The organism is Enterobacter chengduensis (genome assembly GCF_001984825.2).
Classification (GTDB): Bacteria; Pseudomonadota; Gammaproteobacteria; order Enterobacterales; family Enterobacteriaceae; genus Enterobacter; species Enterobacter chengduensis.
The window spans coordinates 3,776,138-3,802,064 of record NZ_CP043318.1; the positions used below are offsets into that span (position 1 = coordinate 3,776,138).

Consider the following 25,927-nt stretch of genomic DNA (forward strand, 5'->3'; position numbering starts at 1 on the left):
AAAAAAGGGTTCAGGCGCCGGTGAGTCACAATGCCACCCGCACCGCGAAACTTCTGGTCAGTTAGCCTTGAACAGAGAGTATAAGACTGTCAGCCCGGAGATGACAGCACAGCCCGTACGGCTAAACTGTTGTTACGTCGTTACATACTGCCCGAAAGTCGGATGAAACGCACCGTAATTATTGATCAGTCATCACGAATCTGACTGATTATTCAGTAAGGTTATGCAACACGGCGCAAATAATGCGCCGTGAGTGCATAAGAATCAAACAGCTTTAACCGCGATCGTCTCGCCCTGCATGCGCTTACGCAGAGTACGCTTGGTACGGTCAATGACGTCACCCGCCAGCTGACCGCATGCGGCATCAATATCATCACCACGGGTTTTACGCACGATGGTGGTGAAACCATACTCCATCAGCACCTTCGAGAAGCGGTCGATACGGCTGTTTGAGCTACGGCCATACGGCGCGCCCGGGAACGGGTTCCATGGGATCAGGTTGATTTTGCACGGCGTGTCTTTCAGCAGTTCAGCCAGCTGGTGCGCATGCTCGGTACCGTCGTTGACGTGGTCAAGCATCACGTACTCAATGGTGACGCGACCCTGGTTGGCGTTGGATTTCTCCAGATAGCGGCGCACGGCAGCGAGGAAGGTTTCGATATTGTACTTTTTGTTGATCGGCACAATTTCGTCACGAATTTCGTCGTTTGGCGCGTGCAGGGAGATCGCCAGCGCGACGTCAATCATGTCGCCAAGCTTGTCCAGCGCAGGCACAACGCCCGACGTCGACAGCGTGACGCGACGCTTGGACAGACCAAAGCCAAAGTCATCCAGCATGATTTCCATCGCCGGAACGACGTTGGTCAGGTTCAGCAGCGGCTCGCCCATCCCCATCATCACCACGTTGGTGATAGGACGCGTGCCGGTCACTTTTGCCGCACCGACGATTTTCGCGGCGCGCCAGACCTGGCCGATAATTTCGGATACGCGCAGGTTACGGTTAAAGCCCTGCTGCGCGGTTGAGCAGAATTTGCACTCCAGCGCACAGCCAACCTGAGAGGAGACGCACAGCGTGGCGCGGTCCTCTTCCGGAATGTAGACGGTTTCAACGCGCTGATCGCCTACGGCAATCGCCCATTTGATGGTGCCATCTGCGGAGCGCTGCTCTTCCACCACTTCCGGCGCGCGGATTTCAGCCACTTCTTTGAGCTTATTGCGCAGGACCTTATTGATGTCAGTCATGTCATCAAAATTGTCGCTGCAGTAATGGTACATCCACTTCATGACCTGATCGGCACGAAACGGCTTTTCGCCCATCTCTTTAAAGAACTCGCGCATCTGCTGACGGTTCAGATCCAGCAGGTTGATTTTTCCATTTTTATTGGGAACCGCAGGAATGGCGACTTCGGAGGTATTCACTAATTCAGACATAATATTTACCGGCCTCGTTGTTACACGTTATGGCCCATGGAGGGTTGAATAGAAACGCCCCGGAAAGCGGTCTGCTCGTCCGGGGCGTTGCATTGTACAAAGTCTGACGCAGGGATGCCACGTCTGGACGCGGCATTTACGAAAATAATGTGTAAACGAAACCGTTAAATTAACGGGTACGTGGACACACTTCGCCTTCTGCGAAGAAGAAAGCGATTTCGCGTGCAGCAGATTCAACGGAGTCAGAACCGTGGGTGCCGTTCTCGGTGAAGCTGTCCGCGTAGTCAGCGCGCAGGGTACCGGCCAGCGCGTTGTCCGGGTTGGTTGCACCCAGCAGGTCGCGGTGACGCTGGACTGCGTTTTCGCCTTCCAGCACGGATACCACGATTGGACCGGAGGTCATGAACTCAACCAGGCCGTCAAAGAATGGGCGACCTTCGTGCTCAGCGTAGAAGCCGCGAGCCTGCTCAACGGTCAGGTGCAGCATTTTGGTGCCAACAATTTTGAACCCTGCTGATTCAAAGCGCGCGAAGATGCTGCCAATAACGTTTTTTGCCACCGCGTTTGGCTTGATGATGGAAAAAGTACGTTCAATAGCCATGATAACCTCTGTCAATGTTCTGTTGTTTTGCATACCTGAGTATGGTGTGGCGCGGATTATAATGAGCAATAGCGCCATTGCCTATGGATTCAGGTAACATTTTTTTAAAATAAGACGAGTTTTAGCAACAGCTCACATCCAAAAGCTGTTTTCAGATCACTGCAGCGTAAAGTTCACCGTCGCGACCTGCCCGGTCTCATCCATTACGAGTAACTGATAATCGCCCGATTTATCAAGCGGTAATGTGTAAACGCTTCCCTTCACACTCAGCGGCTCACCGTTCAAAAACCACCAGCGCTCACCGCTGTTGCCGGTCGCCTGAAGCGGCAGTGAAACGCGGAATTCGCCCGGCAGACGTTTGATGACGGCCCCTTCGCGAACCCCGCTCAGGATGAGTGGCGCAGGTGCGTCCTGCGAGAGAGGAGGACAGGTTGATGAAGAAGGCGGAACCCGTACCGAACGGCGCTCGGTTGCGGGCAGCCACGGCTCCAGCGGCAGCGGCCAGACATCGAGGATTTTCTCCGCGGCATCCGGGCAATCTGCCGCAACGCGCTTGCCCGTTTTATCCAGCCAGACCGGGAAGCGAATGCCGCGAATCCCTTCCTGTTCCGGTAAAAGCAGCGTAGGCGGCTCACTTCCTTCCAGCAGCCAGGTCGACAGGCGACGGCGACAGTTTTCGCTGCCTTCCGGCAGAGACTGGCCGCCCGGCCAGCAGATCGCACCCCGCCCGACGCTCTCTGGACGCGGATCGCGCGGCAGGCGGGCTTCGTCTAATGTCGAGCGAGACTGAAGCAGGTTATTCACCTGGTTTAATAGCGGAACCGCGCTGGCGAAACCAAACTGTCCCGCAACGGGCGTGCCGTCCGGTCGTCCGGTCCAGATGCCAATGACGTAACGAGCATTCAGGCCTATGGCCCAGGCATCACGGTAGCCGTAGCTGGTACCGGTTTTCCACGCCAGCGGCGCAACCTGCGGTAGCGCACTGTCCGGCAGCGGCTGCGCCTCGTTGGCCAGAATACGGCGAATAATCCACGCCGAGCCCGGCGATAACAGAGGCCGTTCAATGAGCGGATCGCCCGGCTGCAACCGCAGCCTACCCGCCTTACCGTGTCGGGCAAAGGCGCTGTAGGCAGCGGCGATATCGGCCAGCCGCGCGCCTGCCCCGCCGAGGATCAGAGACAGATTCGGCTGCGCCCCCGCGGGCAGGATCAGCGGCAAGCCTGCGTTGCTCAGCATACCGGCAAAACGTTTTGGCCCGTAGGCTTCCAGCACCTGAACGGCAGGCAGGTTGAGGGAGCGTACCAGCGCTTCACTCATGCTGACCGGCCCGTGAAAGCCGCTGTCGAAATTTCCAGGGCGATAATCACCGGTTTTTCGTGGAACGTCCTGAAGCAGCGAGGCAGGATGGATCAGGCCATCGTCCAGCGCCATGCCGTAAATAAAGGGTTTCAGCACCGATCCCGGCGATCGGATCGCATTGACCATATCCACATGGCTAAATCGACTGTCGTCGTTAATATCCACCGAACCGACCCAGCCGCGCACTTTCATATCCGTATGATCCACGACGATCATTGCCAGCGAGCTGCGCGCCAGCATGCGCGATTTCCAGTTCATCGCCAGCTCTTCCAGCTGCCGCTGCAGTCCGGCATCCAGCGTGGTGACAATTTTTGTGTCGCGGCTTTTACCGAGCATCATGCGCGCAAAAAGCGGCGCCAGCTGCGGCATCTGCCGGGGCGCCAGCCATACCGATTCCTCGCGAGACTCTTTGACCTGCTTTGCGGACCAGACACCCTGCGTCGCCATACGCTCGAGCACTTTATTGCGCGCCGCTTCGGCACGCTCAGGCCAGCGGTCCGGACGTAAGCGGCTGGGTGCCTGGGGCAGTACCGCCAGCAGCGCCGCGTCGGAATAGCTGAGCTGCGACGGCGGCTTGCCCAGGTACGTCCAGCTTGCCGCCCCCACGCCCTGCAGCGTACCGCCAAAGGGCGCGCGGTTGAGATAGAGCGTGAGGATTTCGCGTTTGGAAAGGTGCCACTCCAGCTGCATCGCCCGCCAGAGCTGACGAATTTTGCCGCCAAAGGTGCGCGGGTGGGGATCCAGCAGTCGCGCGACCTGCATGGTGAGCGTGCTGCCGCCAGAGACCACTTTCCCGGAGCTGAGATCCTGCCAGGCGGCGCGCAGGACAGAGAGCGGGTTGACGCCGGGGTGATCCCAGAACCAGCGATCTTCGTACTGGATCAGCGCCTCAAGATAGCGAGGAGAGACTTCTTCAATGGTAACCGGGTAGCGCCAGATGCCCTCTGAGTCGGCAAAACGCCACAGCGGCGTGCCCTTCTCATCCACCACCACCCGGGCAGGGTTAACCTCTTTTAGCGGCAACGGCCACAGGCGGTCGGCGGCGACAATCAGCCCCCATAAAACGAGAAGCGCTCCCGCCAGCCACAGCCAGCGGGAGCGTGTCAGACGTGCCATTCGCATATTACGGAACAACAATCAGCGGGCCGCTGGCCGCCCCCGTTGCCCGCCACTGCGGAACGTACATAGATTCCACCATCGGCACCGGCACCTGATAAGTTCCCGGCGTGACGGCGCGCGCCAGATAAACCAGCGTGACCGGCTGACCTTCGTTTACCGGCACGGCTGCCACGAAGCGGTCATCGCGGAACTCCATATGCTGTATATCCGCCTGCTGCATCTGGCTGAGCAGGTTCTGCACCTCGCTGCCGCTGTCCTGCAGGCTGGCGCTGCTGCTCGCCAGGTTCTGGTTTTCCAGCTCCAGACCCGCGGGGAGGAGATCCACCACCAGCGCGTCCGGCACGTTCTGGCTGGCCTTCACTTCAAGCCAGACCAGAACAAGCTCGCCGCTCTTCAGCGAAGAGAGCGATTTACTGCTGCCGTCGGTTGCCAGGATATGACGTTCAACCTGCAGCACGTTCGCGCTCGGTTCAGGGGCATATTCCGGATAACCGGTGCTGTCCAGGCGTACCCACAGTGGTGAAGTGCCGGTATTGGTTACCTGCAGCGCGCCAAGCTGGTCGCCGCTTACGTTTTGTACAAGCGCAGTATCCCCGCCGGATGCGGTATCAGACAGCGTGGTTTTCGCCTGCCACGAACCGGACAAGGTTTGCAGCGAACGTCCGGCCAGGAACAGCGCGTTGCTTTCCTGAGTGGACAGCCAGCGCTGGCTGAAGGCCTCTTCAGAAAGCGCGTTCAGCAGCGTATTTTGTGCATCTGGCAGCAGCTTGTACTCCTCCAGGAGAGAGAGCATCAGCGCGTTGTCGCGAAGCTGGCTGCCGTAATCGGCCATCCAGTTTCTGCTGTCGTTGCGCGGGGTTTTGAGCGCCAGATCCAGCGCCTGCTGGCTACGCGGCGCATCGCCCATCAGCTTGAGGGCCATGCCCAGCTGCATCAGCGGCAGGCCGGACGCCGCCTGAGCGTGACGATCCCAGATTTCACGCAGCGCGCCCAGCGGCGCCTTTTGCTGACGCGCCAGCACCAGCGCGGCATACGCCTGCACGGCAAATTTGCTGGCCTGAGTATCGTCGCTATAGCGAATGGACATCATGCCCGGATCCTGCAGGTAGCGCAGCAACCGGCTATTGGCGTTGTTCACGGCATCGGCCGGTACGCTGTAACCCTGCTCGCCCGCGCGCACCAGGAAGTCGGTCACGTAAGCCGTCAGCCAGTACTCTTCCGGACCGTTTTTATCCCACAGCGCGAACCCGCCGTCTTCACGCTGCATCTGCAGCAGACGCGAGATGCCGATATCAATGGCTGCGCGGCGCTTATCGTCGCTGTCGCCTTTGATGCCCAGCGCGGTGAGCTGCGCCTCATTGGTGTACAGAGACGGGAACAGGCCGCTGGTGGTCTGCTCCAGGCAACCATACGGATACGCCTGCAGTTCGCGAATATAGCGCGCCAGGTTGAGAGGTGGTTTGCCGCTCAGCAGCAGCTGTCCCTGCAGGGTATCAGGAGAGAAACCGGTGCTGTGCTGCGCCGGTGCGGTCCACGATTCGCCAGGGTTCAGCATGGCACCGGTATTAACCGTCTGTGCCGGGAACGCCGGACGCACGCCGATTTTCCAGCTCTTCTGCTGCGGGGCGAAGGTTTCGCCCGGAAGCTGCAGGCCGGTAACCTGCGCGGTCACTTCACCGTCACCATAACCGTCCAGCGCACGCACCGGGATAAACAACGTGCTGCGCGCGCCCGGTGACAGCTGGACAGGCTGAGGCTGTGCGCCTTCCAGCGCCAGTTTGCCGGTAGAGGCCAGGGCAACATTGAGCGTTTGCGGCTGGTCGGTCAGGTTGGTGATATCCAGCGTCAGGCGCGAGGTATCCCCGCTTGCCAGGAAGCGCGGGGTATTCAGCTCGGTAATGACCGGCGCGGCCACAATAATCTTGCCTTCACTGCTGCCGAAATCGTCTTCCGTCCAGGCCTGCGCCATCAGACGCAGCTCACCGTTAAAGTCTCCAATCGGCAACGTAATTGTGCCTTCCCCGTTGGCATCCAGCGTAACCGGCTGAGCCTGCTGGGCGATAATGGTGACGTGATTTACCGGCGGTTTGCCGCCGCGCTTCAGCTCATCACCATCGCCACCAAAACGCAGCGCGGCCAGACGGCCCTGCCCTTCAATGACCTGGCCGTAAATATCGTAGATATCCGCACCGTAACGCTTCTGGCCAAAGAAGGCCTGCCACGGATCCGGCGTAACGTAATCGGTAATGTTCAGCACGCCGCTGTCCACCGCCGAGACCAGCACGTTTACCTTCTGCGGAACCGCACCCTCCTTCACGCTGGCTTTCACCTTCACCGAGAGCGTCTGGTTTGGACGCATTTTCTGAGGGTTATCGAGCGCAATGTTCAGGCGGCGATTTTCGTCGCCCATCGGCAGATGCAGCAGGCCGACCGCGCGTTTCGGCGTGGCGGATTTGGATTTATCCCCAGGACGGACCACCAGCGTGCTCAGGTAGAGGTCGTGACGCTTCCAGGCCTTGTCGACCGGGATAGCGAGATCCAGCCCGTTGGCCGGTACGTCGATCTCTTTCCACCACAGCGGCCCTTCGCTGGACTCAATCATCGCATAGCCCTTGCCAGCGGCTGGCGCGGCAATGTGCAGGTTGATGGTGTCGCCCGGCTGATAGGCTGGCTTATCCAGCTTCAGCGTCACGCGGTCAGGGCGCGCAGCGCCGGTACCGTCGCTGTTATCCTGCCAGCTGTAGCCTGCCCAGAAGCGCACGCTGCTGACCATCTCATCAGGCGCTTTCACCTCCAGACGGTATGACCCCCACTCCACCGGGAAGGTGACCTTGCCGGTTTCATCGGCCTTGAGCGTCAGCTCCTGCTCGCCTTCGACCAGGTCTTTTTGATCGAACTGAGACTGCCAGCCTTCGCTCTCTGACCAGTTCCAGAAGTAGTCCCGACGCTCGCGGATCAGACGCACCTGTAACCCGGAAACGGCCTTTTTCGCTCCGCTGGCATCGGCATACACGATGTCGAAACTGGCGTTGCCGTTCTCGTCAACAATCGGTTGGTTGACGGTGGTATCGGTGCGGTAGTCGTAAACCGCTTTACTGGCGAACTGCGGACGGATACCAGGCAGTTCAGCTGCCGGCCAGATAGCCTGCTCGGCGCGACGCGTTACCGGACGACCGCCGGACTCCAGCAGGCTGGCCTGCAGGATCAGCTGCAGCGGCGAGTGCACCTCTTTCCACTGGCTTTCGGTAGAAACCTGCCCACGCCCCTGCTCGTCCAGCGTAAGCTGCACTTCATCCAGGCTGCGGCTCAGGTTCTCCTCGGCGATATCGCCAAACTGGAAGCCCGGCAGCGCAGACACGGCTTCACGCAGCGGACGCAGGAAAAGCTGGCCCTGCAGGGAATTACCGTTAGCAGGCGCGCCGTACAGGTAATAGCCGACGACGTTAAAGTCGACGTTATCCTGCGGTGAAACCGGCGTTTTTTGCCCGCTGAGGTTGAGCGCCATACGCTCTGGCATGAAGTCTTCAACGTGGAAGTCCCACAGGCGCTGCAGGTTATCGCCCGTGTTGGCGCGGATATGCCACATGCCGGTTTGCGCCCCGCTGTCCAGCGGATAGTTAAAACGATAGAGTCCATTTTCTGGCTTGACGACAACAGTACGCGCGACCTGTCCATCTGGACGCAGCACGTCAAGCTTCACGGGCTGGTCGGGAAGTGGCTTACCGTCGCTGTCGCGCAGGAGACCGTTCAGGATCACCGTTTCGCCCGGACGGTAGAGATCGCGTGGGCCAAACATGAAGAATTGTTTGCTGTAGCCAGGACTTCCTGCGATATCAAACTCAGCCAGATCGAGGGCCGGCAGCTTGAGGTCAAGCAGCGTGGTCTGGCCATCTTTGCTCGCCAGGATCAGCGCGGCTTCTTTGTCCGTTTCGAGCGTCGCATGGCCGTCCGCATCGCTGTTCGCTTCGGCAAGGGTCTGGCCTTTGTCGTTCAACAGGGTGACGGTCACGCCGGACTGCGCCGCACCGTTCTCCAGGCTCTGGGTGAAGATATCCAGGCGGTTATGGTAACGGTGGGCGGATAGACCAATATCGCTTAAGGTAAAGAGCGTCGCGGCGTTGCTGTAGTTGTAGTGTCCGGCCTGGTTCATGACCGCGATATAAACGCCAGACTGCTGGAGCGGCTTGATATCCTTGAGGGGCAACAGCAGTTTTTCGCGAGTGTTGCGCGCCGGATTAAGATCGAACCGACCGGTGTAAACCAGCTCCGCCATCTTCAGCAGGTTGTCGGATTCCCAGTTGGTCAGCGAGTTACGATACTCCCACTGGCTGACAAAGGAGGCCAGCGATTGAGGCTTCACGCGGTAGAAGTTAACGTCAACATTGTTGACGTTGAGCGCCATCACCGGCAGACCTTCAACCACTTTACCCGGCAGCAGCGAGCCGCGGCTGGCGAAACCGACCGTCGGTTCAACGTCCCGAGTGGTCAGGGCTTTTTCATAATCAATGCCGAACGTCGCCTTGTTCAGCGCCTGCAGACCCCGCTCAACGGTAACGACCAGGTTGCGGTTAGGCTCCAGATGGCGCAGGCGAAGCTCTTTCAGGTTAGGCGCAAGTTCCCACGCCCCGTCAACCTTGCCGCTTTTTTTGTCCACGACGTGAACCGTTTTGGCGAAATCCTGATCGGGATTCAGCGGAACAGAAAACGTCAGCACCAGCGTGGCGGCACCGTCGAGCTGAACTTCAGAGGTATCCAGCAGCGTCAGCGCTTTTCCCTGACTCTGGGCGGCCAGCTTAGCCAGCTTTTCTGCACTGGGTTTTTCCGCGGCTTTCGGTGTGGATGCGGTGGATGCCGCGGGAGCCGCAGCCTGAGGTTTATCGTCGCTGTTATCACAGCCGACAAGCGTAAACGTGGTAAGCAGCGCAAGAGAGAGCGCGGCTAAGCGAAACGGTTTCATCCTTTGTCCCTGGCCCATGGGGCCTGTTGGTCGTCGTCCGGATAAGTATTATCCGCAAGTTTCATTAATTCAAAAAGTCCAATTTTAGAATCTGGAAAGCGCCTCGCAGAACGGCATTTCGCCGCTACGCCGTGATGGAACCGCGATCACAGCACGTAACGTCACATGTTACCTTTTACGTAATTTGTTTTTAAAACAATAAGATAGATAGATAACCACGACTAAAGACTGCTAGTTTTATGACCATAACGCACCCCGAGTGCGCGGTTCAAAAAGAGAGAAAGCCATGAAACGAGCCGTGAACGCCCTACAAAATTTCGGAAAATCATTGTACGGACCGGTACTTATCTTACCGATCGTCGGTCTGTTTATTGCCTTTGGTAACGTGCTGGGCAACGGTAATCTCGCTGAATATCTGCCGTTTCTTGGTCATCCGCTGATTCAGCATCTTGGTCAGCTTATTGCAAAATCTGCCGTGTCGGTGTTGGTGAACCTGGCGCTGGTGTTTGCCGTCGGGATCCCGATTGGGCTGGCGACGCGCGATAAAGGCTACGCGGCGCTGATTGGTCTGGTGACCTTCGTGGTGTTTATCAACGCCATGAACGTCACGCTACAGCTGCAGGGCGAGCTGGCGCCAGCGGCCCAGCTGAAAGCGGCCGGGCAGACCATGGTTCTGGGCGTGCAGGTGCTGGAGATGGGCGTTTTCGCCGGGATCCTGACCGGGGCGCTGTCGGGATACCTGTACAACAAATATTCCGGCGTACAGTTTAACGGCGCAATGGCGATTTACTCCGGCCACTGCTTTGTCGCGATTGTGATGCTGCCCGTCTCCATGCTGCTCGGCGTGGTAATGAGCGAACTGTGGCCGTTTGCCCAGCACGGGATTAGCGCCCTGGCGCTGGCCATTAAAGGCTCCGGCCCGTTCGGCGTAGCCATTTACGGTTTCCTTGAGCGCATTCTGGTCCCCACCGGCCTGCACCATCTGGTTTATACCCCGTTCCTCTATACCGAACTCGGGGGGACGCAGGAGGTATGCGGCGCAACCTATCAGGGCGCGCGTAATATCTACTTCGCCGAGATGGCCTGCCCGGAGGTGAAGCAGCTCAGCAGCACCGTGGTGTGGGACGCGCGCGGCATCAGCAAAATGTTCGGCCTGCCCGCCGCCGCGCTGGCGATGTATATGACCGCAAAACCGGAACGCAAAGCCGTTGCGAAAGCCATTCTGATCCCGGCGGCGCTGACCTCACTGCTGGTGGGCGTCACCGAGCCGATTGAGTTCTCCTTCCTGTTCGTCGCCCCGCTGCTGTTCGTGGTGCACGCGGTGCTGACCGGCATCGGCATGATGCTGTTCTCGCTGCTGGGCGTTCACGCCATCGGCGCCAACGGGATTATCGACTTCATCCTCTACAACCTGCCGCTCGGCACGGAGAAGTCCAACTGGCCGATGTATCTGCTGGTCGGGCTGATCATGTTTGCCCTCTACTTCACGGTGTTCCGCTTCCTGATCCTGCGCTTCAACATGAAGACCCCAGGCCGTGAGGATGAGGATCAGGAGACGCGCCTTTACAGCAAGCAGGAGTACCAGGCGAAGGGCAATAACGACGGGCTGGGTGAGTCCATCGTGGTGGGCCTCGGCGGCAGGGAGAATATTGAGGTTGTGGATAACTGCTATACCCGCTTACGTGTCACGGTGAAGGACGTCGGCATTATCGACGAGCCGCGCCTGAAGGCCACCGGCGCGAAAGGGGTCATCAAACAAGGTAACAACGTTCAGGTGGTCTACGGGCTGCACGTCAAAAAAATGCGAGAAGCCGTTGAGACGTTTCTCTGAAAGGAGCTAAAGATGTTTACACCCCCCTTCATTCTGTCGATTGCCGGCGGCGGTAGCACCTATACGCCGGGTATTGTGAAAAGCCTGATGGTGCGTCTGCATGACTTCCCGCTGGCCGAAATCCGCCTCTATGACATCGACGAGGCGCGCCAGAACACCATTGCGCCGGTGGTTGAGAAAGTGATTCGCGACCACAGTGAAAGCATCAAATTCACCGTCACCACTGACCCGGAAGTGGCGTTCAGCGGCGCACATTTCGTCTTCGCACAGATGCGCGTCGGTCAGTACAAAATGCGCGAGCAGGATGAGAAGATCCCCCTGCGGCACGGCGTGGTCGGCCAGGAGACCTGCGGTCCCGGCGGGCTGGCGTACGGGCTGCGCACGATCCTGCCGATGGTTGAGCTTATCGATCTGGTGGATCGCTACGCGCATGAAAAAGCCTGGATCGTGAACTACTCCAACCCGGCGGCGATCGTCGCGGAAGGCGTGCGCCGCCTGCGCCCGAACGCGCGGGTGCTGAACATCTGCGATATGCCCGTCGCCGCCATGCGCAATATGGGTGCCATACTTGGCGTGGATCGCCGCAGGCTGGAGGTGGACTACTTCGGCCTGAACCACTTCGGCTGGTTTACCCGCGTGCTGGTCGACGGCGAGGACAGGCTGCTCGAGCTGCGCAAGCATATCGCGAAGTTTGGCCTGCTGACGGAAGACGCCGCCAAAACCGATCCGCAGCATTCCGATCCCTCCTGGGTGAAAACCTGGCGCAACATCAAGCCGATCGTGGACAACTTCCCGGAGTATCTGCCAAATCCGTACCTGCAGTACTACCTGATGCCCAACCAGATTGTCGAGCACCAGAACCCGGACTATACCCGCGCCAACGAAGTGATGGACGGGCGTGAGAAAAAACTCTTTGCTGCTGCGCAAGAGTACAAGCGCACCGGGATCCTGCCGGATGCCTTCCACGTGGGCGTCCACGGCGAGTTTATCGTCGACGTGGCCTGCTCGCTGGCCTTTAACCTGCGCGGCCGCCATCTGGTGATGGTGGAAAACCGCGGGGCGATTACCAACCTGCCATACGATGCGATGGTGGAAGTGCCCGCCTATATCACCTCCGAAGGACCAGAGCCTGTGCGCATCGGTAAGGTGCCGCTGTTCCATCAGACCCTGCTGCAACAGCAGCTGGCATCGGAACAGCTGCTGGTAGAGGCGACTATTGAAGGCAGCTATGAGAAAGCCCTGCAGGCGTTTACCCTCAACCGCACCGTGCCCACGATGGAACATGCGAAAGCGATACTGGATGAGATGATCGAGGCCAATCGCGACTACTGGCCCGCGCTGCAAAAGGCCTGGCAGGATGGCGAAACGGTGAAAAAATAGGGGCTTGCTCGCGAGTTGAACGTGGTTTGCTTGTCGGTGTCAGAAAAAACACCGACAATCCTTTTTTACGGAAAAGAATGGAGGCATCCCATGTCCACCTCATATTTTGTCGCCGCCGACTGGCTGATCGAGCACGGCGACGACCCGGAAGTTCAGATTATTGACGCGCGTATGGCCCCTGCCGGGCAGGAACACCTTCGCGATATGGTCGCGGAATACCGTGCCGGACATCTTCCTGGCGCGGTATTTTTTGATATCGAAGCCCTCTCCGATCACAACTCTCCCCTGCCGCACATGCTGCCGCGCCCGGAAGCGTTTTCCGTGGCGATGCGCGAGCTGGGCGTCAGCAAAGATAAGCATCTGGTTGTCTATGATGAAGGCAACCTCTTCTCCGCCCCGCGCGCGTGGTGGATGCTGAAAAACTTCGGCGTGGAAAAAGTCTCGATTCTGGCGGGCGGGCTGGCGGGCTGGAAGCGCGACGAGCTGCCGCTTCAGCAGGGTGACGTGACGCTGCCGGAAGGGGATTTCGACGCGACGTTTGATGCACACGTGGTGAAGCGCCTGACCGACGTGCTGGTCGTTAGCCATGAAAAAACGGCGCAAATCGTCGATGCCCGTCCTGCTCCGCGCTTCAATGCCGAAGCGAATGAACCGCGTCCGGGACTGAGGCGTGGGCATATTCCGGGCGCTCTGAACGTGCCGTGGGGCGATCTGGTATTTGAAGGCGAGCTGAAAACCACCGACGAGCTGCGCGCTATTTTTGACCGTGCAGGCGTCGATTTACACCGTCCAATTATTGCCAGCTGCGGTTCCGGCGTCACGGCCTGCGTGGTGATTCTGGCCCTCGCCACGCTCGGCGTAAGCGACATCACGCTTTACGACGGTGCCTGGAGCGAATGGGGCGCGCGGGACGACCTGCCGGTTGAACCGGCGAAATAATGGATAACCGCCTGGCCACGCTGTTAACGCGCGGGGCGTCACTGACCCGCGCGGAGTATCGCGTCCTCGCCCACCTCACGGAGCATCCGCTGCTGGTGGGTAATATTACGGTTCGCGAGCTGGCGCAGGCGACGTTTGTTTCCACCGCTACCATTATGCGGCTGTGTCAGAAGCTGGGGTTCAGCGGCTTTAGCGAGCTCATCTGGCACTGCAAGCAGCTGCTCTCCGACACCCCGCACATTGCCGCGCAGCCTGAGCATCAGGCTGAATTGCCTGCGCTGTTTAATCAGTTTATCGCCAACTATCAGCACACCTTCCAGTGGGTCACGCAGGAGAAGCGCCAGCAGTTTGCCGACCTGCTGCGCCAAAAAGAGAGTTTCTTCCTCTACGGTGCCGGGTTTTCCTATCTGTTTGCCGAGTATCTGACCAAGAAGCTGCAGGTGCTGGGCAAAACGGCGTTTATCTCCGGGCCGGGGGACAGCCGGAATATTTTTCTCAGCAACGCCGCCCGCTACCAGGTGTTTATTGCCGTCTCGCGCAGCGGCGAAACGGAGCAGGTGCTGGATAAAGCGCGGATAGCCAAAAACGTCGGTATGACGATCGTCGCGTTTACCCGCGCCTCGGCCAATACGCTGGCAGGGATTGCGGACGTGCACTTTGCGCTTTATGACGAAGCGGTACACTTTGCCGCCGAAGCCGCAGGGGTGACGTCGTTTGAGTCGAATCTGGTGCTGCTGATGGATTTACTGCTGCTGGAAGCAACGGGGTGACGGTCACCCCGCCATAATCAGATGATGCGGTTGGTCTTGAGATCGCGCAGGAAGCCGCCCCAGCGACGCTCGTAGAACGGCGTGATGTGCTCCGTAATAAAGTGGCTGATGCCCTTTTCACCGTTTTTCACCTGGCAGATATCTATCGGCTCATCGCCCGGCAGCGTGTCGGTTGCCACGCTTCCTGCGGCCTGGATGATGTCGTCGATATCGCCGTCGGCTTCAATACCAATCAGCAGCACGGGCTGTTCGTCCGCCTGCTCTTTAATAGAGCAGAGGAACGCGCGCCTGACGGGCTTGAGCGTTTTGAACAGCGTCGTCAGGGAATCAATCATCTGCGCGGGCGGTTCGGCCACTTCAGACAGCAGCAGTGTTTCGCCCCCTTCCAGCACTTCCTGCGTGCTGAGCGGGTTACCCTCTTCACCAATCAGATGGCTGATTTCACGCGGCGTGAACTCTTTCCCGGTCGGCAGTCTGGCGTTGAGGAACAGCGTCTGGCCGAGCGTCATTTCAAACAGGGTACGCACCGGCATCACCACGAACGCCTGTTCGTCTTCAACCGCTTCCTGCAGCGCTTCCAGCGAGGTGAAGAACGGAATCACCGACGTGCCGTCGTCTTTCTCCCAGTGCAGCAGATCCAGCGCGCTGTCTTCCACAACCTGCTCACCTTCCGCCGCGGTGCCCGTCACCCAGACGGTGGATTCCAGCAGGGTGCGGAAAAATGCCGGACGGTGGGCGGGCTCGGTTGCCGCCTGCTCCAGCAGGGTCTCTAATTCGTTTTTGGTTTCGGACATAACAATTCCAGATGATGCATTTTCCCCCTCACCCCAGCCCTCTCCCTCAAGGGAGAGGGAGCAAACCATCCCCTCTTCCCGTGGGAGAGGGGATGGGTGAGGGCAATGTGGTTACTCAGCCGTCAGCAGGTTCGCCACGGTACGCACGCCCAGACCGGTCGCGCCCGCGGACCACTGCTCAACCGCCGCTTTACGGTAGGTTGCGGAGCAGTCGATGTGCAGCCAGCCTTCATGGTAGTTCTCAACAAAGTGAGAGAGGAAGCCCGCAGCGGTGCTTGCCCCCGCCGGGTACGCCGCGCTCGCGGTATTGTTCAGCTCGGCAAAGTTTGACGGCAGCTGGCTGCGGTGGAATTCGGCCAGCGGCAGACGCCAGAACGGCTCGTTTTCTGCCGCGGCGCTTGCCAGCAGGCGAGCGGCCAGCTTGTCGTCGAAGCTGAACAGCGCGTGGTAGTCATTCCCCAGGGCGGTTTTCGCCGCGCCGGTCAGGGTCGCCATGTCGATGATCAGCTCCGGCTTCTGGGCAGAGGCGTCGATCAGGCCATCGGCCAGCACCAGTCGGCCTTCAGCGTCGGTGTTCATCACCTCAACGTTTTTACCGTTGCGGTAGCGAATGATGTCGCCCAGCTTGAAGGCGTTACCGCTCACCATGTTATCCGCGCAGCACAGGTAGAGCTTCACGCGCTTGTTCAGGCCGCGAGTGATGGCAAACGCCAGCGCGCCGGTGATGGTCGCCGCGCCGCCCATGTCGGACTTCATGGAGTCCATGAACGCGCTCTGCTTCAGGCTGTAGCCGCCGGTGTCGAAGGTGATACCTTTACCGACCAGGCAGGCAAAGACAGGGGCTGCTTTATCGCCGGTTGGGTTGTAGTCCAGCGCCAGCAGCACCGGTGGACGCTCAGAACCACGGCCCACGGTGTGGATGCCCATGTAATTCTGCTCGCGCAGGTCTTCACCCTTGGTGATGCGGTAGGACATCTTGTCGCCCGCCACGCCGCACAGCAGGTCAACGGCGCGCTGCGCCAGCTGCTCAGGGCCTAACTCTTCCGCCGGGGCGTTGATGGTGTCGCGCACCCAGTCGATGATTTGCAGGCGGCTTTCCAGCTCTTTCTGACCGGCTTCATCAAGGTTAGCCCACTCGATTTTGCGGGTGCCTTTCGGCCCTTTGTAGCCCGCCCAGAACGCCCAGCTGCGGTCGGTGTCCCAGCCTTCGCCTTCAAGGGAGACATGCTTAATGCCCAGGCCGTCAATTTTACGCGCGGCGCGCTGGATCAGGCCCAAATCATCTTTGCCCGTCAGGTGCAGGGTAATACCGTCGTTGTTGATGCTGTAGCTGGCTTTCTCGCCCCAGCGCGCGTCGGCGGGCTGCGTAGAAAGCGTAATCTTCATCGCTTCGGTCATTTTATTTATCCTTATTAGCAAACGGGCCGCCAGAAGGCAGCCCATAGAGTCTCTTTCCACTAAATGATTCGCGTTGCAGGAAGGCGGCAAGCGAGTGAATCCCCGGGAGCAGAGATAACTCTGTGACCGGGGTGAACAAGCGCAGCCAACGCATCGGCAACGTGAAGCATGACGTGGAAATTATTCTGCTTCATCTAACCAGACTAACAGAATCGCCTCCAGAATTTTTTCATTGGATGCGTTTGGATCGTCGTCGAAATCCTCTAAATCGCAGATCCACTGATGCATGTCGGTGAATCGCACGGTTTTCGGATCGAGATCCGGGTTCGCGTCGTAGAGCGCTTCGCCGATTTCACGGCTGTCTGTCCACTTTAGTCCCATATTAATGCTCGCGTGCGTGGTTGATGGTGTAGCGTGGGAACTCCACGACCAGATCTTCATCGGTCACCGCGGCCTGGCAGCTCAGGCGGCTGTCCGGCTCCAGACCCCATGCTTTATCCAGCATGTCGTCTTCATCTTCGGTGCTCTCGGCGAGCGAGTCAAAACCTTCACGCACGATGCAGTGGCAGGTGGTGCAGGCACAGGATTTTTCACACGCGTGTTCCACTTCGATACCTGCGCGCAGGGCAACATCGAGAATGGTTTCACCGGTCTTCGCTTCCAGAACAGCGCCATCCGGACAGAGGTCCGCATGAGGCAAAATAACAATCTTTGGCATATTAAACCTCGTCCACGGACTGGCCCTTCAGCGCCACGCGGACGGATTTGTCCATGCGGCGAGCGGCGAAGTCCTGGGTTTGTTTATCAACGTTTTTAATGGCTTCTTCTATTGCGTCAGCATCATTGCCCATGGCGACGACGCTTAGGTGCGCGGCGGCCTCATCAATCACCTGACGCTCGGCGGCGCTTAACAGCGCGGCGTCGGCATTGAGTGCTCCGGTCAGGCTTTCCAGCACGCGCGCGGCTTCCACTTTCTGTTCCGCCAGCATACGCGCCTTCACATCCTGCTCGGCGTAGCTCATTGAGTCCTGAATCATGGAGGCAATTTCGCCATCGGTCAGGCCGTAGGACGGCTTCACCTGGATGGACGATTCCACGCCGGTGGATTTTTCCATCGCCGTGACGCTCAGCAGGCCGTCCGCATCCACCTGGAAGGTGACGCGAATATGCGCCCCGCCCGCGGGCAGCGCCGGAATACCGCGCAGCGCAAAGCGCGCCAGAGAGCGGCAGTCCTGCACCAGCTCGCGCTCGCCCTGCATCACGTGGATGGACATCGCGGTCTGGCCGTCTTTGAAGGTGGTGAACTCCTGCGCGCGCGCCACCGGAATGGTGGTGTTACGCGGGATCACTTTCTCCACCAGGCCGCCCATGGTTTCTAACCCCAGCGACAGCGGAATGACGTCCAGCAGCAGCATTTCGCTGTCCGGCTTGTTGCCGACCAGAATATCGGCCTGGATCGCGGCGCCGACGGCCACCACCTTGTCCGGGTCGATGGAGGTCAGCGGCGTGCGGCCAAAGAAATCGCCCACGCGCTCGCGCACCAGCGGCACGCGGGTCGAGCCGCCCACCATGACCACTTCCAGCACCTCGTTCGCCTCAACGCCCGCATCCTTCAATGCGCGACGGCAGGCCAGCAGAGTGCGTTTCACCAGCGGGGCAATCAGATCGTTAAACTGGTCGCGGGTAATCTCACCCTGCCAGCCCGCAACGTTGACGGTAACCGTCTGCGCGTCGCTCAGGGCGATTTTGGCGTCGATGGCCGCGTCCAGCAGCTCGCGCTGTACGCGGTTGTCGCTGCGATCGGCAACGCCCGCCTGCTCGCGAATGTAGTCCGCCAGCAGGTGGTCGAAGTCATCGCCGCCCAGCGCGGAATCCCCGCCGGTCGCCAGCACTTCGAACACGCCGCGGCTTAGGCGCAGGATCGAGATATCAAAGGTACCGCCGCCGAGATCGTATACCGCAATCACCCCTTCCTGACCGGAGTCGAGGCCGTAGGCAATCGCCGCCGCCGTCGGTTCGTTCAGCAGGCGCAGCACGTGCAGGCCCGCCAGACGCGCGGCGTCTTTGGTACCCTGACGCTGTGCATCGTCAAAGTAGGCCGGAACGGTGATCACCACGCCCTCGAGATCGCCGCCGAGCGTCGCCGTGGCGCGCGCCGCCAGCGCTTTGAGGATGTCCGCAGAAACGCGGATCGGGTTCAGCAGACCGGCAGACGTCGCGATCATCGGCAGGCCGTTTTCACTGGCCTGCAGCTGATACGGCAGATGCGGGTAGCGGGTCTGAATATCGGCCAGCGAACGGCCCATCATGCGCTTAACCGAGCTGATGGTGTTGGCCGGATCGCGCGCGGCGTTGGCGCGGGCGTCATAGCCGACCGCGTGACCCTGCTGCTGGTAGTGGACCACGGAAGGCAGCAGATGACGGCCCTGCTCATCAGCCAGCGTTTCCGCCTGGCCGCTGCGCACGGTCGCCACGAGGGAATTGGTGGTGCCCAGGTCAATACCCACCGCCAGACGACGCTGGTGCGGTGCGGCACTTAAGCCAGGCTCACTAATTTGTAATAAGGCCATAATTGCTTCCGAAATTAAAAATCGAGCAGCTTTTCTTCGAGTTGTTCAGCACTGCTTCGCAGTTTATCGAGAAAACGGAGTTTGCGCACAGTGTCTGCCGCCACGTTCCAGGTCTCGTTGTTCAGTTGCTCCACCATCTGCTGATGGCGGATATCGAACATGCCCTTCACGCGCGTGATGAAGCTTTCCAGACGCGCTTCGTCTTTGGCCTGTTCAATCTCATCCAGCTCTTCGCGCAGCTCCAGCTGTTCCATCAGAAACGCCGTATCGCGCACGGTGTGCTGTTCGCTCGCCAGATCGAAACCGTGAAGCGAGAGCAGATATTCAGCGCGCGCCAGCGGATGGCGCAGCGTCTGCCAGGCCTGGTTGATGGTGGCAGAGTGCGAAACCGCAGCCAGCTGTTCTGCCTGCGTCCCACTCGCGAATTTATCCGGATGGTACTGACGCTGCAGATCCTGAAAACGGAGCGTCAACGCCTGGAGATCGATCGGGTATTGAGCGGGTAGTCCGAAGAGAGTGAAGTAATCCATAACAATCTCAGGGGTAGCCTGTTAAAACAAACCCCACGCGTAGCGGGTAACGCCACGGTGGGGTTTCGGATGACGCGCGGTTAAACGTGGAAGCTTTCGCCGCAACCACACTCGTCTTTGACGTTCGGGTTCGTGAATTTGAACCCTTCGTTCAGACCTTCTTTAACGAAGTCCAGCTGAGTGCCGTTGAGGAATTGCAGGCTTTTGCCATCGACCACCACCTTCACGCCCTTGTCTTCAAACACGGTGTCGTCAGACGCCGGCTCGTCAACAAACTCCAGTACGTAAGCCATACCAGAACAGCCGGAGGTACGTACGCCCAGCCGCAGGCCAAAGCCTTTACCACGGTTCGCCAGAAAAGAGCTTACTCGCGCGGCAGCGCTGTCGCTAAGGGTAATCGACATACTCAAACCTCAATTATTTTGCTTCACGTTTGCTTTTGTAATCCGCAATGGCGGCTTTGATCGCGTCTTCTGCCAGAATTGAGCAGTGAATTTTCACCGGTGGCAGTTCGAGTTCTTCAGCAATATCCGTGTTCTTGATTGCCTGTGCTTCGTCCAGAGACTTGCCCTTCACCCATTCGGTGACCAGGGAGCTGGACGCAATTGCAGAACCGCAGCCGTAGGTCTTGAAGCGCGCGTCTTCAATGATACCTTCATTGTTGACTTTAATCTGCAACTTCATCACGTCGCCACACGCCGGTGCCCCGACCATACCGCTACCAACAGATTCGTCGCTGTTGTCAAAAGAGCCAACGTTGCGCGGGTTTTCGTAATGATCGATGACTTTTTCGCTGTATGCCATGATTGAATTCTCCTTATGTACCGATTAGTGATGTGACCATTCAATGCTGTTCAGATCCACGCCCTGCTTGAACATTTCCCACAGCGGAGAAAGGTCGCGCAGACGGCCAATGGAGTTGCGAACCAGCTTGATGGTGTAGTCAATCTCTTCTTCGGTAGTAAAACGACCTAAAGAGAAACGGATAGAGCTGTGTGCCAGCTCGTCGGTCATACCCAGCGCGCGCAGCACGTAGGATGGCTCCAGGCTTGCAGACGTACAGGCAGAACCGGAAGAAACCGCCAGGTCTTTCAGCGCCATAATCAGCGACTCGCCTTCAACATAGTTGAAGCTGACGTTGAGAATGTTCGGTGCGCCCTGCTCGAGATCGCCGTTCAGATACACTTCTTCCATATCCTTCACGCCGTCCCACAGACGGTTACGCAGCGTGCGCAGGCGCGCCATCTCGGTTTCCATCTCTTCTTTTGCAATGCGGTAAGCTTCACCCATGCCCACGATCTGGTGAACAGGCAGCGTACCGGAACGCATGCCGCGTTCGTGACCGCCGCCGTGCATCTGTGCTTCGATGCGGATACGTGGCTTACGACGAACGTACAGTGCGCCAATCCCTTTCGGGCCATAGATTTTGTGGCCGGAGAAGGACATCAGGTCCACTTTCAGCTGGCTCAGGTCGATAGGCAGTTTGCCCACGCTCTGGGTCGCGTCCACGTGGTAGATGATACCGCGCGCGCGGCACATTTCGCCGATGGTCGCGATGTCCTGAACGACGCCGATTTCGTTGTTAACGTGCATGATGGAGACCAGAATGGTGTCATCACGCATCGCCGCTTCGAGCTCTTTCAGGTCAATAATACCGTTGCTCTGCGGCGCCAGGTAAGTTACTTCGTACCCTTCACGCTCCAGCTGGCGGCAGGTATCCAGCACGGCTTTGTGTTCGGTTTTGCTGGTGATGATGTGCTTGCCTTTTTTCTGATAAAAGTTGGCTGCACCTTTGATCGCCAGGTTGTCGGATTCGGTCGCACCGGAGGTGAAAACAATCTCACGCGGGTCGGCACCCACCAGGTCAGCAATCTGATTACGGGCGATATCGACCGCCTCTTCAGCATGCCAGCCAAAACGGTGTGAACGGGAAGCTGGGTTACCAAAGTTTCCGTCCAGGGTCAGACACTGCATCATTTTCTCGGCAACACGCGGGTCCACCGGCGTGGTTGCGGAGTAATCGAGATAAATCGGTAATTTCATTGCTCTTTAAACTCCGTACATCGCTTCAATGCAAGGAATCAGGCAACCGGCTGGATGTACGACCGAGTACGCGGGGCGTGACCGCCCCGGCCTGATTCTGAAATCTTTATCGTTTTATTACGCGCGCAGTTTGACGTCGATAGCGTCCTGCGCGCGGGTGCTGCGTTGGGAATCATGGCTGTGCTGACGGCCCGATACGTCCAGAACTTCCTGGTTATTAACCAGTTCACCCAGGGTGATGTTGTTCAGGAAGCCGGTCAGACGGTCGCTCAGATCGCGCCACAGCGCGTGGGTCAGGCACTTGTCGCCGCCCTGACAGCCGCCTTTACCCTGGCAACGGGTCGCGTCAACGGATTCGTCAACTGCGCTGATCACTTCGCCAACTGCAATACTGCCCGCGTCTTTACCCAGCAGATAACCGCCGCCTGGGCCACGAACGCTGGAAACCAGTCCATTTTTACGCAGTCTGGAGAACAACTGTTCCAGGTAAGAGAGGGAGATCCCTTGTCGTTCAGAAATATCAGCCAACGGAACCGGGCCCGCTTCGGAGTTGAGCGCAACGTCCAGCATCGCGGTCACGGCATAACGCCCTTTAGATGTCAGTCTCATGTCTTACTTAACCTCAAACTCGCCCCTGCCCGGGGTTTTTTATAGTAAAATGGGGTATTGCATAGCAGGGCCAAGTCTGACATTCCTGACTAAAATGGTCAACTATTTACTTGACTGTTTTAGTCAGGTATTTAACCTTCCGTGCCTTCATAACCAGGTGCGGCCTGATGCCCTCACCCCGCCCCTCTCCCACGGGGAGAGGGAGAAAACGGCACTATTCCTTATTCTTCTGCTCAATCGACGCCAGAATCCCGCGCAGGATGTTCAGCTCCTGGCTTTCCGGCCGCGCGCGCGTGAACAGACGGCGCAGCTTGTTCATCACCTGGCCCGGGTGGCCTTCGCGGATAAAACCGGTTGAGAGCAGCGTCTGCTCCAGGTGACCGTAGAAGCGCTCAAGGTCGTCCACCAGCGGGTAGGCCGTTTCTTCTTTAGGCTCAACCTCTTTTTCCTGCGTCGCCAGCCAGGCCATGCGGACTTCATAGGCGATAACCTGCACCGCCATCGCCAGGTTCAGCGAGCTGTATTCCGGGTTCGCGGCAATGGCGACGTGATAGTGACACTTCTGCAGTTCGTCGTTGGTCAGGCCAACGCGCTCGCGGCCAAACACCAGCGCAACCGGTGCCTGCTCCGCTTCTGAGACGCTTTTCAGGCCGCATTCACGCGGATCGAGCATTGGCCACGGCAGCGTGCGGGAACGCGCGCTGGTCCCGACAACGAGGCTGCAGCCGGCCAGCGCTTCGTCAAGGGTGTCGACGATCTGCGCGTTGCCGATCACGTCGCTGGCACCGGCCGCCAGGGCGATGGCCTGAGAGTCGGGCTTCACCAGCGGGTTAACCAGCCACAGGTTCGTTAAGCCCATGGTTTTCATAGCGCGGGCAACGGAGCCCATGTTGCCGGTGTGCGATGTTTCGACCAGCACGATTCGAATGTTTTGCAGCATAATTTTTAGATGTCTGGATTCAGTGACTGAAGAATATTCCGGCATATTATCATAAACGAGAGACGTAATCCGATCCCGCTGCTATACTCTGCGCCGATTTTCCTGTTCTTTAACATCCAGTGAGAGAGACCGATGCATCCGATGCTGACCATCGCCGTGCGCGCAGCGCGCAAGGCGGGTAATGTAATTGCCAAACACTACGAAACGCCAGACTCCGTAGAAACCAGCCAGAAAGGCAGCAATGATTTCGTGACCAACGTCGATAAAGCCGCAGAAGCGATTATTATCGAAACGATCCGCAAATCTTACCCGCAGCACACCATCATCACCGAAGAAAGCGGTGAACATGAAGGTACCGATCAGGATGTTCAATGGGTTATCGATCCACTGGATGGCACCACCAACTTTGTCAAACGCCTGCCACACTTCTCTGTGTCTATTGCAGTACGCATCAAAGGCCGTACTGAAGTTGCCGTTGTGTACGATCCAATGCGTAACGAACTGTTCACCGCAACCCGCGGACAGGGCGCACAGCTGAACGGCTACCGTCTGCGCTGCAGCAACGCTCGCGATCTGGACGGCACCATCCTGGCGACCGGTTTCCCGTTCAAGGCGAAACAGCACGCGACCACCTATATGAATATCCTGGGCAAACTGTTCACCGAATGCGCGGACTTCCGCCGCACCGGTTCTGCTGCGCTGGATCTGGCCTACGTGGCAACCGGCCGCGTTGACGGTTACTTCGAGCTGTCGCTGAAGCCATGGGATTTTGCGGCGGGCGAGCTGATCGCGCGTGAAGCAGGTGCCATCGTGTGTGATTTCACCGGCGGCCATAACTACATGTCTACCGGCAACATCGTGGCGGGTAACCCGCGCGTTGTGAAAGCCATGCTGGCAAACATGCGTGATGAACTGAGCGATGCGCTGAAGCGTTAATCCCGGTAATTCCCTCTCCCTGTGGGAGAGGGGATCCTAACTAAAACGGCCGTAATCCCCTTCCCAGCGGCACCGCACTCATCCACATTGTTACCGCCGCCACCAGCAGAATGAACCCGCCCGCCAGCGCCAGCGTGGTCCACCCGACCTGTCGCCACAGCACCGGCGTTTTATTGCCGCTGAGTTTGACCGCCAGCTGACGGAAGCTGTGCACCAGCAGCGCTAAAGACGAAATGGTGAGAGACGTTCCTGCCGCCATGGCCATCGCCGACAGCATTCCCCAGCCAAACACGCCAATCACCTTACTGAACAGCAGCACCATGATGGCACCCGAGCACGGGCGCATACCCATCGAGAGCACAATCATCAGCCGCGCGCGCCAGTCGTCGCCGTTCTGTAATTGTTCCTGCGTCGGCAGATGCTGATGCCCGCAGCCGCAGTGTTCATCGTGAACGTGGTGCGGGGTGAAGGCTTTGAATTTGGGTTTTTGCAGCAGAGCGCGCAGCTTTTTCAACGCCCGCCAGCAGAGGATCAGCCCCAGCACGCCCACCAGGGCGTAGCTCCCCTTCTCCAGCCAGAAGCTGCTCATGTGCAGCTGTCGGGCGGGAAGCTGAAGAAGTGAAAGCACCACGACCACCAGCCCAATCGCCACGCCCCCCTGAAGCAAAGAGGAGGCCAGCGTGAGGCCGATACTCGATTTCAGCTTTGACGGATGGGTGGCAAGCCAGGTCGCAATCACGATTTTGCCGTGCCCCGGCCCCAGCGCGTGCAGCACGCCGTAGATAAAGCTGAACGCCAGCAGGGAGCCGCCCGCTTTGGTCGGGTTCTCCGCCACCGCCTTCAGCAGCCCGCTCATCTGCTGGTTGACCTCACGCTGCCAGATAATGCTTTTCATCATCACCTGCGGCCAGGCCTGCCAGAGCCAGAGCGAACCGCAAACGGCGAGCAGGAGAAAGAGCGCCAGCGGCCAGAGATGCAGCCAGCGGCGCGGCTTGCGGACCGGAGTGGAGATCACTGACATTGTAGCGTTACCTCCTGCGCGAACTGTTTACCCAGCTCCATGTCTTCGGGCGGGGCATCTTCCTTGTCGAGCGAGACCGCAAAGTTCAGCGTCTCTTCGCTCGGTTTCGGGGTGTGCACGCCAATTTTGCAGCTCTTTTGCAGCGCGTCCGGCAGCCGAACGTCGCTGTCTTTGTCATAGCGCATATCGACATAATAGGTAGGGTCAAAGGTGGAAAAGCGGTACGTTTGCCCCGCCAGCGGCTGCGGATGCGCCAGCGGAAGCACGAACGTCAGCACCGCCTGATGGCCTTCACGCGTCATACCGTATTCCGTTGGACGATTCAGAAATTTGACCTTTTGCCCGTTATGCCAGAACTCGGTGAAGTAGTGCTGGCCGAGCACGTTGGCCATCACTTCCGCCGCCAGCTTTTTCCAGATTTCGTCGCCGGGCTTTGCGTTTCCCGCATCATAGAGCAGGTCGGCAGAGGTGATTTCATCCATCGTCCAGCGCATTTTCAGGCCGCTCAGCTGCGTGCCGTCGGTGACCAGCTCGGTTTTAAGGTCAATAAAACTGTGAGGGTGTGCGCTGGCAGTGAAGCCGATCGCCGCCAAAAATAACGCCATCGCGCATTGTTTACCTGTTTGCATCAATTCCTCACGTCAAAAATTCTGTGATGTTCTCCAGCAATCCTGAATGAAAGGCCTGCCGGCGCGCTTT

22 protein-coding genes are annotated in these 25,927 nt (G+C 58.7%); 5 read left to right on the forward strand and 17 right to left on the reverse strand.

The genetic code is table 11. From position 1 onward, the window contains the following. Nucleotides 1-264: 264 nt before the first annotated feature. The 4 genes from rlmN to FY206_RS18240 all read right to left on the reverse strand — a co-directional run bounded on the left by rlmN (nt 265) and on the right by FY206_RS18240 (nt 9,467). Nucleotides 265-1,431, reverse strand: a complete 1,167-nt coding sequence (gene rlmN, locus FY206_RS18225; protein WP_014171168.1) for a dual-specificity RNA methyltransferase RlmN — start codon at nt 1,429-1,431, stop codon at nt 265-267. Between the two features lie 169 nt (nt 1,432-1,600). Beyond that, nucleotides 1,601-2,032: a nucleoside-diphosphate kinase gene (ndk, locus tag FY206_RS18230; RefSeq protein ID WP_003860625.1), complete on the reverse strand. Its 432-nt coding sequence runs from the start codon at nt 2,030-2,032 to the stop codon at nt 1,601-1,603. A gap of 156 nt (nt 2,033-2,188) precedes the next feature. Next, nucleotides 2,189-4,513 (reverse strand): peptidoglycan glycosyltransferase PbpC, encoded by a 2,325-nt coding sequence (gene pbpC, locus FY206_RS18235; RefSeq protein WP_077064332.1) that lies wholly within the window; start codon nt 4,511-4,513, stop codon nt 2,189-2,191. A gap of 1 nt (nt 4,514) precedes the next feature. Further along, nucleotides 4,515-9,467 (reverse strand): alpha-2-macroglobulin family protein, encoded by a 4,953-nt coding sequence (locus tag FY206_RS18240; protein ID WP_032643616.1) that lies wholly within the window; start codon nt 9,465-9,467, stop codon nt 4,515-4,517. 286 nt (nt 9,468-9,753) lie between these two features. Between FY206_RS18240 and FY206_RS18245 the strand changes: the two genes are divergently transcribed. The 4 genes from FY206_RS18245 to FY206_RS18260 all read left to right on the forward strand — a co-directional run bounded on the left by FY206_RS18245 (nt 9,754) and on the right by FY206_RS18260 (nt 14,387). Then, nucleotides 9,754-11,298: a PTS transporter subunit EIIC gene (locus tag FY206_RS18245; RefSeq protein ID WP_032643617.1), complete on the forward strand. Its 1,545-nt coding sequence runs from the start codon at nt 9,754-9,756 to the stop codon at nt 11,296-11,298. A 12-nt stretch (nt 11,299-11,310) separates the two neighbouring features. After that, a complete protein-coding gene (locus FY206_RS18250) occupies nt 11,311-12,678 on the forward strand; it encodes a 6-phospho-alpha-glucosidase (RefSeq protein WP_032643619.1) in 1,368 nt (455 codons plus the stop codon). 90 nt (nt 12,679-12,768) lie between these two features. After that, on the forward strand, nt 12,769-13,617 hold the full coding sequence (gene sseA, locus FY206_RS18255; RefSeq protein WP_032643621.1) for a 3-mercaptopyruvate sulfurtransferase: 849 nt from the start codon (nt 12,769-12,771) through the stop codon (nt 13,615-13,617). Then, the gene (locus FY206_RS18260; protein WP_077064333.1) at nt 13,617-14,387 is read left to right on the forward strand and encodes a MurR/RpiR family transcriptional regulator; all 771 of its coding nucleotides are present in this window, start codon (nt 13,617-13,619) and stop codon (nt 14,385-14,387) included. The genes sseA and FY206_RS18260 overlap by 1 nt, the downstream gene beginning before the upstream one ends. A gap of 17 nt (nt 14,388-14,404) precedes the next feature. On the opposite strand, the gene sseB is transcribed toward FY206_RS18260, so the two are convergent. The 11 genes from sseB to trmJ form a co-directional block, all read right to left on the reverse strand. Next, nucleotides 14,405-15,181 carry an enhanced serine sensitivity protein SseB gene (gene sseB / locus FY206_RS18265; RefSeq protein WP_032643625.1) on the reverse strand — a complete coding sequence of 259 codons (777 nt, stop codon included), beginning with the start codon at nt 15,179-15,181 and terminating at the stop codon, nt 14,405-14,407. A 111-nt stretch (nt 15,182-15,292) separates the two neighbouring features. Next, nucleotides 15,293-16,579 (reverse strand): aminopeptidase PepB, encoded by a 1,287-nt coding sequence (gene pepB / locus FY206_RS18270; protein ID WP_032643627.1) that lies wholly within the window; start codon nt 16,577-16,579, stop codon nt 15,293-15,295. 180 nt (nt 16,580-16,759) lie between these two features. Further along, on the reverse strand, nt 16,760-16,960 hold the full coding sequence (gene iscX / locus FY206_RS18275; protein WP_003860650.1) for a Fe-S cluster assembly protein IscX: 201 nt from the start codon (nt 16,958-16,960) through the stop codon (nt 16,760-16,762). A gap of 1 nt (nt 16,961) precedes the next feature. After that, nucleotides 16,962-17,297, reverse strand: coding sequence for an ISC system 2Fe-2S type ferredoxin (fdx, locus tag FY206_RS18280; protein WP_003860652.1), 336 nt, complete (start codon nt 17,295-17,297; stop codon nt 16,962-16,964). 1 nt (nt 17,298) lies between these two features. Continuing rightward, entirely contained in the window at nt 17,299-19,149 is a 1,851-nt protein-coding gene (hscA, locus tag FY206_RS18285; RefSeq protein ID WP_032643629.1) for a Fe-S protein assembly chaperone HscA, read from the reverse strand. A 14-nt stretch (nt 19,150-19,163) separates the two neighbouring features. After that, nucleotides 19,164-19,679 (reverse strand): co-chaperone HscB, encoded by a 516-nt coding sequence (hscB, locus tag FY206_RS18290; RefSeq protein WP_032643631.1) that lies wholly within the window; start codon nt 19,677-19,679, stop codon nt 19,164-19,166. An 80-nt stretch (nt 19,680-19,759) separates the two neighbouring features. Continuing rightward, nucleotides 19,760-20,083: an iron-sulfur cluster assembly protein IscA gene (gene iscA, locus FY206_RS18295; RefSeq protein ID WP_003860659.1), complete on the reverse strand. Its 324-nt coding sequence runs from the start codon at nt 20,081-20,083 to the stop codon at nt 19,760-19,762. A 13-nt stretch (nt 20,084-20,096) separates the two neighbouring features. Then, entirely contained in the window at nt 20,097-20,483 is a 387-nt protein-coding gene (gene iscU / locus FY206_RS18300) for a Fe-S cluster assembly scaffold IscU (RefSeq protein WP_003860661.1), read from the reverse strand. A 24-nt stretch (nt 20,484-20,507) separates the two neighbouring features. Next, the gene (iscS, locus tag FY206_RS18305; RefSeq protein ID WP_008502157.1) at nt 20,508-21,722 is read right to left on the reverse strand and encodes a cysteine desulfurase; all 1,215 of its coding nucleotides are present in this window, start codon (nt 21,720-21,722) and stop codon (nt 20,508-20,510) included. Nucleotides 21,723-21,839: 117 nt separating this feature from the next. Further along, nucleotides 21,840-22,331, reverse strand: a complete 492-nt coding sequence (gene iscR, locus FY206_RS18310; RefSeq protein ID WP_008502158.1) for a Fe-S cluster assembly transcriptional regulator IscR — start codon at nt 22,329-22,331, stop codon at nt 21,840-21,842. A 214-nt stretch (nt 22,332-22,545) separates the two neighbouring features. Next, nucleotides 22,546-23,271, reverse strand: a complete 726-nt coding sequence (gene trmJ, locus FY206_RS18315; protein WP_008502159.1) for a tRNA (cytosine(32)/uridine(32)-2'-O)-methyltransferase TrmJ — start codon at nt 23,269-23,271, stop codon at nt 22,546-22,548. A 132-nt stretch (nt 23,272-23,403) separates the two neighbouring features. On the opposite strand from trmJ, the gene suhB reads away from it, so the two are divergent. Continuing rightward, nucleotides 23,404-24,207 (forward strand): inositol-1-monophosphatase, encoded by an 804-nt coding sequence (gene suhB / locus FY206_RS18320; RefSeq protein ID WP_003860668.1) that lies wholly within the window; start codon nt 23,404-23,406, stop codon nt 24,205-24,207. Nucleotides 24,208-24,247: 40 nt separating this feature from the next. On the opposite strand, the gene FY206_RS18325 is transcribed toward suhB, so the two are convergent. Together FY206_RS18325 and FY206_RS18330 are read right to left on the reverse strand one after the other, a co-directional pair. Continuing rightward, nucleotides 24,248-25,228, reverse strand: coding sequence for a nickel/cobalt transporter (locus FY206_RS18325; protein ID WP_032643633.1), 981 nt, complete (start codon nt 25,226-25,228; stop codon nt 24,248-24,250). Then, entirely contained in the window at nt 25,219-25,857 is a 639-nt protein-coding gene (locus tag FY206_RS18330; RefSeq protein WP_032643634.1) for a DUF1007 family protein, read from the reverse strand. Before FY206_RS18330 ends, FY206_RS18325 begins: the two co-directional genes overlap by 10 nt. Nucleotides 25,858-25,927 lie beyond the last annotated feature (70 nt).

What these genes read in the sequence shown, in the direction of transcription:
- pbpC (WP_077064332.1), bottom strand. Translation starts at nt 4,513, where the DNA reads ATGCGAATGGCACGTCTGACACGCTCCCGCTGGCTGTGGCTGGCGGGA.
- iscR (WP_008502158.1), bottom strand. Translation starts at nt 22,331, where the DNA reads ATGAGACTGACATCTAAAGGGCGTTATGCCGTGACCGCGATGCTGGAC.
- suhB (WP_003860668.1), top strand. Translation starts at nt 23,404, where the DNA reads ATGCATCCGATGCTGACCATCGCCGTGCGCGCAGCGCGCAAGGCGGGT.
- hscA (WP_032643629.1), bottom strand. Translation starts at nt 19,149, where the DNA reads ATGGCCTTATTACAAATTAGTGAGCCTGGCTTAAGTGCCGCACCGCAC.
- sseB (WP_032643625.1), bottom strand. Translation starts at nt 15,181, where the DNA reads ATGTCCGAAACCAAAAACGAATTAGAGACCCTGCTGGAGCAGGCGGCA.
- sseA (WP_032643621.1), top strand. Translation starts at nt 12,769, where the DNA reads ATGTCCACCTCATATTTTGTCGCCGCCGACTGGCTGATCGAGCACGGC.
- iscA (WP_003860659.1), bottom strand. Translation starts at nt 20,083, where the DNA reads ATGTCGATTACCCTTAGCGACAGCGCTGCCGCGCGAGTAAGCTCTTTT.
- FY206_RS18260 (WP_077064333.1), top strand. Translation starts at nt 13,617, where the DNA reads ATGGATAACCGCCTGGCCACGCTGTTAACGCGCGGGGCGTCACTGACC.
- iscX (WP_003860650.1), bottom strand. Translation starts at nt 16,960, where the DNA reads ATGGGACTAAAGTGGACAGACAGCCGTGAAATCGGCGAAGCGCTCTAC.
- FY206_RS18330 (WP_032643634.1), bottom strand. Translation starts at nt 25,857, where the DNA reads ATGCAAACAGGTAAACAATGCGCGATGGCGTTATTTTTGGCGGCGATC.
- FY206_RS18325 (WP_032643633.1), bottom strand. Translation starts at nt 25,228, where the DNA reads ATGTCAGTGATCTCCACTCCGGTCCGCAAGCCGCGCCGCTGGCTGCAT.
- hscB (WP_032643631.1), bottom strand. Translation starts at nt 19,679, where the DNA reads ATGGATTACTTCACTCTCTTCGGACTACCCGCTCAATACCCGATCGAT.
- FY206_RS18240 (WP_032643616.1), bottom strand. Translation starts at nt 9,467, where the DNA reads ATGAAACCGTTTCGCTTAGCCGCGCTCTCTCTTGCGCTGCTTACCACG.
- rlmN (WP_014171168.1), bottom strand. Translation starts at nt 1,431, where the DNA reads ATGTCTGAATTAGTGAATACCTCCGAAGTCGCCATTCCTGCGGTTCCC.
- ndk (WP_003860625.1), bottom strand. Translation starts at nt 2,032, where the DNA reads ATGGCTATTGAACGTACTTTTTCCATCATCAAGCCAAACGCGGTGGCA.
- FY206_RS18245 (WP_032643617.1), top strand. Translation starts at nt 9,754, where the DNA reads ATGAAACGAGCCGTGAACGCCCTACAAAATTTCGGAAAATCATTGTAC.
- fdx (WP_003860652.1), bottom strand. Translation starts at nt 17,297, where the DNA reads ATGCCAAAGATTGTTATTTTGCCTCATGCGGACCTCTGTCCGGATGGC.
- iscS (WP_008502157.1), bottom strand. Translation starts at nt 21,722, where the DNA reads ATGAAATTACCGATTTATCTCGATTACTCCGCAACCACGCCGGTGGAC.
- trmJ (WP_008502159.1), bottom strand. Translation starts at nt 23,271, where the DNA reads ATGCTGCAAAACATTCGAATCGTGCTGGTCGAAACATCGCACACCGGC.
- iscU (WP_003860661.1), bottom strand. Translation starts at nt 20,483, where the DNA reads ATGGCATACAGCGAAAAAGTCATCGATCATTACGAAAACCCGCGCAAC.
- pepB (WP_032643627.1), bottom strand. Translation starts at nt 16,579, where the DNA reads ATGACCGAAGCGATGAAGATTACGCTTTCTACGCAGCCCGCCGACGCG.
- FY206_RS18250 (WP_032643619.1), top strand. Translation starts at nt 11,311, where the DNA reads ATGTTTACACCCCCCTTCATTCTGTCGATTGCCGGCGGCGGTAGCACC.